Genomic DNA, 6,016 nt, shown 5'->3' with positions numbered 1-6,016 from the left:
TCAGAGACGATGAGGTAGATAGGTTCGAGGTGGAAGCATGGCAACATGTGCAGCTGACGAATACTAATCGATCGAGGACTTAACTAAAATTTTTAATTGTCTGTCAGACTTCTTATCTAGTTTTCAGGGTATATACCCTTTGGTTTAGTGATGATAGCGAAGAGGTCACACCTGTTCCCATGCCGAACACAGCAGTTAAGCTCTTCAGCGCCGATGGTAGTTGGGCTTACGCCCTGCGAGAGTAGGACGTCGCTAAGCCAGAATTTTTAGCTTTGTGAAGTAATAATAAAATGATTTCTTATCTTTATTGTTCCACAGTAGCTCAGTGGTAGAGCAATCGGCTGTTAACCGATCGGTCGTAGGTTCGAGTCCTACCTGTGGAGCCATTTTGCTTCCATAGCTCAGGGGTAGAGCACTTCCATGGTAAGGAAGGGGTCGTCGGTTCAATTCCGACTGGAAGCTCTCGTTACATTTTTATATGGCCCGTTGGTCAAGCGGTTAAGACACCGCCCTTTCACGGCGGTAACACGGGTTCGAATCCCGTACGGGTCACCATAATGGAGGATTAGCTCAGCTGGGAGAGCACCTGCCTTACAAGCAGGGGGTCGCAGGTTCGAGCCCTGCATCCTCCACCATTTGCCGGCCTAGCTCAATTGGTAGAGCAACTGACTTGTAATCAGTAGGTTGGGGGTTCAAGTCCTCTGGCCGGCACCATTTTAATATGTTGGAGGGATAGCGAAGTTGGCCAAACGCGGCGGACTGTAAATCCGCTCCCATCGGGTTCGTAGGTTCGAGTCCTACTCCCTCCACCATTTTAATTTTATAGTACGATCTTTAAACAGTTGACATGGGTCACTGTTATTTTATTGGGCTATAGCCAAGCGGTAAGGCAACGGTTTTTGGTACCGTCATGCGCTGGTTCGAATCCAGCTAGCCCAGCCATTAAGAGCCATTAGCTCAGTTGGTAGAGCATCTGACTTTTAATCAGAGGGTCGAAGGTTCGAATCCTTCATGGCTCACTTTTATATTTTGGGGCCTTAGCTCAGCTGGGAGAGCGCCTGCTTTGCACGCAGGAGGTCAGCGGTTCGATCCCGCTAGGCTCCACCATACATAAGTGACAAAAGGGTTGAACGTTAATATTAATGTTTAGTCCTTTTTTTAATTGAACCATGTTTGAAATGGCTCGTACTAAACATAATTATCTGTACCACAGCCAGAACGGCTGTGGTATTTTTCGGATGAATACAACAGAGACCTTAACGGTGAGTGACACACATGGTATAGTAAAGAGATAGTCGTCAGACGAAAATGACATACACTTACACAGCGTAAGTTTATAAATATGAACAAGACGAGTCATTAAAAAATAAGGAGGCAGACATGCGAAAACAAGGATTTGATCCACAGAAGTATATTGATGAACAGTCAAAGTATATTTTAGAACGCGTTAATCATTTTGATAAGCTTTACTTAGAATTTGGTGGGAAATTAATTGGTGATAAGCACGCCAAGCGTGTCTTACCAGGGTTTGATGAAGATGCAAAAATTAAATTATTACAAAAATTAAAGGATAAGACAGAAATTATTATTACAGTATATTCAGGAGATATTGAACGCAATAAAATTCGTGGGGATTATGGCATTACCTATGACATGGATGTCTTTCGTCAAATTGACGAATTAAGAGGGTTTGGCTTATCCGTAAACAGTGTGGTGATCACACGTTTTAATAATGAACATTCAACCAATGTGTTTATTTCTAAGTTAGAACGACGAAACATAAAAGTGTATACACACAAATCGATACCTGGTTATCCATCTGAAGTTGATAAGATCGTTAGTGAAGAAGGCTATGGGATGAACCCATATGTTGAGACGACAAAACCAATTGTGGTGATTACGGCACCTGGTCCAAACAGTGGAAAACTCGCAACATGTCTCAATCAACTTTATCATGAACATAAATTAGGTACACAAGCAGGTTATTCGAAGTTTGAAACGTTCCCTGTTTGGAATATCCCCTTGAAACATCCGTTAAATGTTGCATATGAAGCTGCGACGGTTGATTTGAAAGATGTGAATATGATGGATTATTTCCACTATGATGCTTATAAAGAAGTATCGGTTAATTATAATCGAGATTTAGAAATGTTTCCGGTGGTTAAACGAAGCATAGAAAAGATTACTGGAAAAGCGTCAATTTATCAATCCCCAACTGATATGGGTGTTAACCGAGTTGGCTTTGGTATTACTGATGATGCAGTTATCCAAGAAGCTTCAAAACAAGAAATTATCCGACGAAACTTCTCAACAGAATGCGATTATAAAAAAGGATTAATTGACCAAGAGGTTGTTAGTCGCATGAAGTTAATTATGGAAGAGCTTGCGTTAAAGAAAGAAGACCGGATTCCAGTAGTGCCAGCGAGAACTTATGCAGAGAAGCTAAAAGAAAATAGCGCTACGAAGGAAATGCCGGCTGTAATGGCATTTGAACTAAATGATGGGACAGTTATCACGGGTAGAAGTTCAAACTTAATGGATTCCTGTTCAGCGGCAATATTAAATGCAATTAAATACATTGCGAACATTGGCGATGAAATCTTTTTACTATCTCCAGCAATTATTGAAACAATGAAAGATTTAAAAAAGGATAAACTGCACAGCAAGATAACGACCTTAAATGCGAATGAAGTTCTGATTGCATTAACGATTGGAGCAGTCACTAATCCGACAGCGCAGTTAGCAGTGGAAAAACTTCATGAGTTAACCGGTGTTCAAGCGCATTCAACCGTTATGTTAAATAAAGATGATGAACAAATCCTTAAACGATTGGGTATTGATGTCACATCAGATCCGGTTTATCCGTCAGAAAATCTTTACTATATGTAAGCATCACATTGTTAAATAGCGTGACGACCGTTTAAAAGAAAAGGGTTAGTATTTGCAACTTGGCAAATACTAACCCTTTTTACTTACTTTACTTAGCTGGGATGAAAAGCAAACCGTTCGCGAACCCATTCAAACGGTGACGAATACGTATAAACGATTTTTGCTTTAGCTGGTATGGAACGGATAAATCGAGAAAGGCTCTCTGGCTTATTTTCAATATCTTCCGTACCAACCGCAATAATCGCTCGATGAGTGTCGCCACTTTGGTCGCGTCGTCTAGCGGTGGCAGCTGTGTCAACCACTCGGCCTTGAACGCGCATCGCTGGTTGTGAAGGAGTTGTTAAGACGTCGATGGTCACCTTTTGACCCGGCGTAAGTTGGCAATTGTCAGAAGCTGATACATAACTATTAATATAATAAACGTGATGACGAGTATCAGTTGAGCGATCGTGCCTTTTAGCGTGTGGTTTAACGACCTGATGATACGTGCTGTCATTTCCGTGTGAAAGATGTGTCCGACTATTATAACAAGGAGAAACACCAGGTGTAGATTTATAAAAAACGAAAATCAACATCGCCACAAGCATCACCAAAATACTCGCGAAAACAAACGAAGTGCTAAGCGTCAGTTGTGCTTCAATATAAGGGAATCGTTTAGTTGTAAAAAATTTCATGTCGAATCATCCTCTCTAGATCGTACAGCTATCCGTTAAACGCCGCTATTGACAAACGTTAAGTCAACTTTGTTAGAAAAATCACAATATCTACAAAATTACCATATCCATAAATTGGTGTCAATCCTTATTTACATTTATTAACTAACGGTGACGTTTTAAAATGATGCAGCAAATAATCATGGTCCGTTAGCACAACGGTGTACGCAGATGAAACAAGTATTCAATATGACCAGAAGCGAGCGCTGAGTGGCGTGGGCAAGGAAAATATTAGCGGATTGTCTGTTTCGGTTATAAGCGGAGTTATGCTATAATAAGAACATCTGCGAATCTAGACAAAGTGAGTGGTATTTTATGAAGAGAAGGATGTGGCATCATGCTTGGTGAGGGATTTTCGTTATTTAATTTATTACGGGTTGTAGTTGATATTGCCCTTGTCTGGTATGTGTTCTATAAATTGATAATGTTACTTCGGGGAACGAAGGCAATTCAACTGTTAAAAGGAATTTTCGTTGTATTTATTATTTACTTGATTAGTTATTTCTTGAACTTACAAACGGTTCAAATTATGATAGAAAAAGTTATTATATGGGGACCGTTGGCAATTATTATCTTATTCCAACCCGAACTTAGACGTGCGTTGGAACAGATTGGGCGCGGTAGCTTCTTTAGTCGGAACCGCCGATCAGAAGAAGAAATTTTCAATCATTCGCTTGAAGCGATCGTTAAATCATGTAACTACATGGCCAAACGTCGAATTGGTGCTTTAATTACAATCGAAAGAGAAACAAACATGGGAGACTTTATCGAGACAGGTATTCAAATTCATGGGCAATTGACGCATCAACTATTGACCAATATTTTTGTTCCGAATACACCACTACATGATGGTGCGGTAATTATGCGGGAAAATCAAATCGTTGCAGCTGCATGTTATTTACCGTTATCTGAAAGTCCGTTTATTTCTAAGGAATTAGGTACAAGACACCGGGCTGCCATTGGCATTAGTGAGGTCAGTGATGCCATCACAATCATTGTCTCTGAAGAGACCGGACATATTTCCTTAACAAAAAACGGTGAGTTGTACCGTAATATTACCGAAGAAAAACTTGTTGAGATACTCTCTAAAGAACTTGCTCCAAGCTTAGAAAAACCTTCGAGCTTTAAACAATGGAGTTTTAGGGGGAAAAATAAATGAATGATTGGTTAAATAAACCATGGGTGATCCGGGTTATTTCATTATTTCTAGCTATTTTAACGTTTACGGTGATCTCATTTGATAATCAGGATACACGTAATGCAGATGTTGGAAACTTTGACTCAATCTTTAATAGTTCTCAAGAGTCAGTCGTCTTAGAAGATGTCCCGGTTAATATTCAGATTGATGATGAGCAATATGTGGTGAGTGGTGTACCCGAACTGATTACGATGGAGTTATCAGGAACATTAAGTGTCGTGCAATCAACGGCAACACAGCGTAACTTTGATGTATTTGTCGACTTGAATGATTTGGGCCCAGGCGACCATACTGTCCCCATTGAATACGATGGTATTTCTAATCGACTGAATGTTAGAACCGATCCAGAGTCGATCGATATTACGATTGAAGAACGCGGAGAAGATGAATACCAAGTCCGGATAGACTATACTAATTCAGATGCAATGCAGGAAGGATTTGAGGTTGAATCAGCAACCGTTACCCCAAGTGTGGTGACAATCACAAGCGCGCAAAGTGTGATCAACCGTATATCGGACGTTAGAGCAGTTGTTGATTTAGAAGGTATTGAGGAATCGACGACCTTAGATGATGTACCTGTACGTGTTTATGATAACGAAGGTAATCAACTCAATGTTAGGATTGAACCAAACACAGTCACGGTTGATTTATCAGTAATTAATCCGAATAAGACGGTGCCAATTGAGCTAGAAACGACTGGGGAACTGCCAGAAGGCTTTAATTTAATAGATATTGAAATTTTAGATGATGCTGAGGTGCAATTGTTTGCTGCTTCAGAAGTACTAGATGTAATTGAACAAATTGAAACAGAACCCGTTGATTTATCCACATTAACTGAATCGACCGAAGTCACGATTGCGTTAGATTTACCAGAAGGAATTCGTGAAAGTTCAATCGATGAGGTTACAGTGCGTGTCGAGTTAGAAGAAACGACTGAAACAGGCTTAGAAAATGTTGAAATTGAGTTAGATAATCTATCACAAGATTTGGAAACAAACTTTATTGATCCAGAAACCGGACGTCTTAATGTCTCGGTTTCTGGATACCCTTCAGATTTAGCTGGCGTTGAAGCAAGCGATTTACGTTTATCAATTAATCTAGATGGGCTGTCATCAGGCGAACATGAACTGCCAATAGAGATCGATGCACCAGAGAATGTGACGGTCGCACTACCTAGAGATGACGTAACGGTAGCTTTACAATAACAGGCTTACAT

The 6,016-nt window shown here is 40.3% G+C and carries 4 protein-coding genes, 9 tRNA genes and 2 rRNA genes; 14 read left to right on the top strand and 1 reads right to left on the bottom strand.

Translation table 11 applies throughout. The features are described 5' to 3' along the window. The 12 genes from DES38_RS11245 to DES38_RS11190 form a co-directional block, all read left to right on the top strand. A 23S ribosomal RNA gene (locus DES38_RS11245) occupies positions 1–87 on the top strand; the annotation flags it as partial. Positions 88–143: 56 nt separating this feature from the next. Then, positions 144–258: ribosomal RNA gene (rrf, locus tag DES38_RS11240) — 5S ribosomal RNA — on the top strand. A gap of 53 nt (positions 259–311) precedes the next feature. Next, positions 312–386 (top strand) — tRNA-Asn (locus DES38_RS11235). Between the two features lie 4 nt (positions 387–390). Next, positions 391–462: transfer RNA gene (locus tag DES38_RS11230), tRNA-Thr, on the top strand. 18 nt (positions 463–480) lie between these two features. Next, positions 481–555, top strand: a tRNA-Glu gene (locus DES38_RS11225). A 4-nt stretch (positions 556–559) separates the two neighbouring features. Then, positions 560–635 (top strand) — tRNA-Val (locus DES38_RS11220). 3 nt (positions 636–638) lie between these two features. Further along, positions 639–714 (top strand) — tRNA-Thr (locus tag DES38_RS11215). A 12-nt stretch (positions 715–726) separates the two neighbouring features. Continuing rightward, positions 727–812: transfer RNA gene (locus DES38_RS11210), tRNA-Tyr, on the top strand. A gap of 55 nt (positions 813–867) precedes the next feature. Further along, positions 868–942: transfer RNA gene (locus DES38_RS11205), tRNA-Gln, on the top strand. Positions 943–946: 4 nt separating this feature from the next. Further along, a tRNA-Lys gene (locus DES38_RS11200) sits at positions 947–1,019 on the top strand. Between the two features lie 12 nt (positions 1,020–1,031). Next, positions 1,032–1,107: transfer RNA gene (locus DES38_RS11195), tRNA-Ala, on the top strand. Between the two features lie 273 nt (positions 1,108–1,380). Beyond that, positions 1,381–2,889 carry a DUF1846 domain-containing protein gene (locus tag DES38_RS11190; protein ID WP_110252197.1) on the top strand — a complete coding sequence of 503 codons (1,509 nt, stop codon included), beginning with the start codon at positions 1,381–1,383 and terminating at the stop codon, positions 2,887–2,889. Between the two features lie 92 nt (positions 2,890–2,981). Here the strand turns inward: DES38_RS11190 and DES38_RS11185 are convergent, their stop codons facing one another. Next, entirely contained in the window at positions 2,982–3,563 is a 582-nt protein-coding gene (locus tag DES38_RS11185; protein ID WP_110252196.1) for a hypothetical protein, read from the bottom strand. Positions 3,564–3,939: 376 nt separating this feature from the next. On the opposite strand from DES38_RS11185, the gene cdaA reads away from it, so the two are divergent. Together cdaA and DES38_RS11175 are read left to right on the top strand one after the other, a co-directional pair. After that, the gene (cdaA, locus tag DES38_RS11180; protein ID WP_110252195.1) at positions 3,940–4,761 is read left to right on the top strand and encodes a diadenylate cyclase CdaA; all 822 of its coding nucleotides are present in this window, start codon (positions 3,940–3,942) and stop codon (positions 4,759–4,761) included. After that, positions 4,758–6,005 carry a CdaR family protein gene (locus DES38_RS11175; protein ID WP_110252194.1) on the top strand — a complete coding sequence of 416 codons (1,248 nt, stop codon included), beginning with the start codon at positions 4,758–4,760 and terminating at the stop codon, positions 6,003–6,005. Before cdaA ends, DES38_RS11175 begins: the two co-directional genes overlap by 4 nt. The last annotated feature ends 11 nt before the right edge of the window (positions 6,006–6,016 follow it).

The sequence above is a fragment of the Streptohalobacillus salinus genome, assembly GCF_003201605.1.
GTDB classification, from domain to species: domain Bacteria; phylum Bacillota; class Bacilli; order Bacillales; family Amphibacillaceae; genus Streptohalobacillus; species Streptohalobacillus salinus.
Note: the sequence above shows the minus strand (reverse complement) of the source record. Positions and strands in the feature narration are given on the sequence as shown.

What these genes read in the sequence shown, in the direction of transcription:
- DES38_RS11190 (WP_110252197.1), top strand. Translation starts at nt 1,381, where the DNA reads ATGCGAAAACAAGGATTTGATCCACAGAAGTATATTGATGAACAGTCA.
- DES38_RS11185 (WP_110252196.1), bottom strand. Translation starts at nt 3,563, where the DNA reads ATGAAATTTTTTACAACTAAACGATTCCCTTATATTGAAGCACAACTG.
- cdaA (WP_110252195.1), top strand. Translation starts at nt 3,940, where the DNA reads ATGCTTGGTGAGGGATTTTCGTTATTTAATTTATTACGGGTTGTAGTT.
- DES38_RS11175 (WP_110252194.1), top strand. Translation starts at nt 4,758, where the DNA reads ATGAATGATTGGTTAAATAAACCATGGGTGATCCGGGTTATTTCATTA.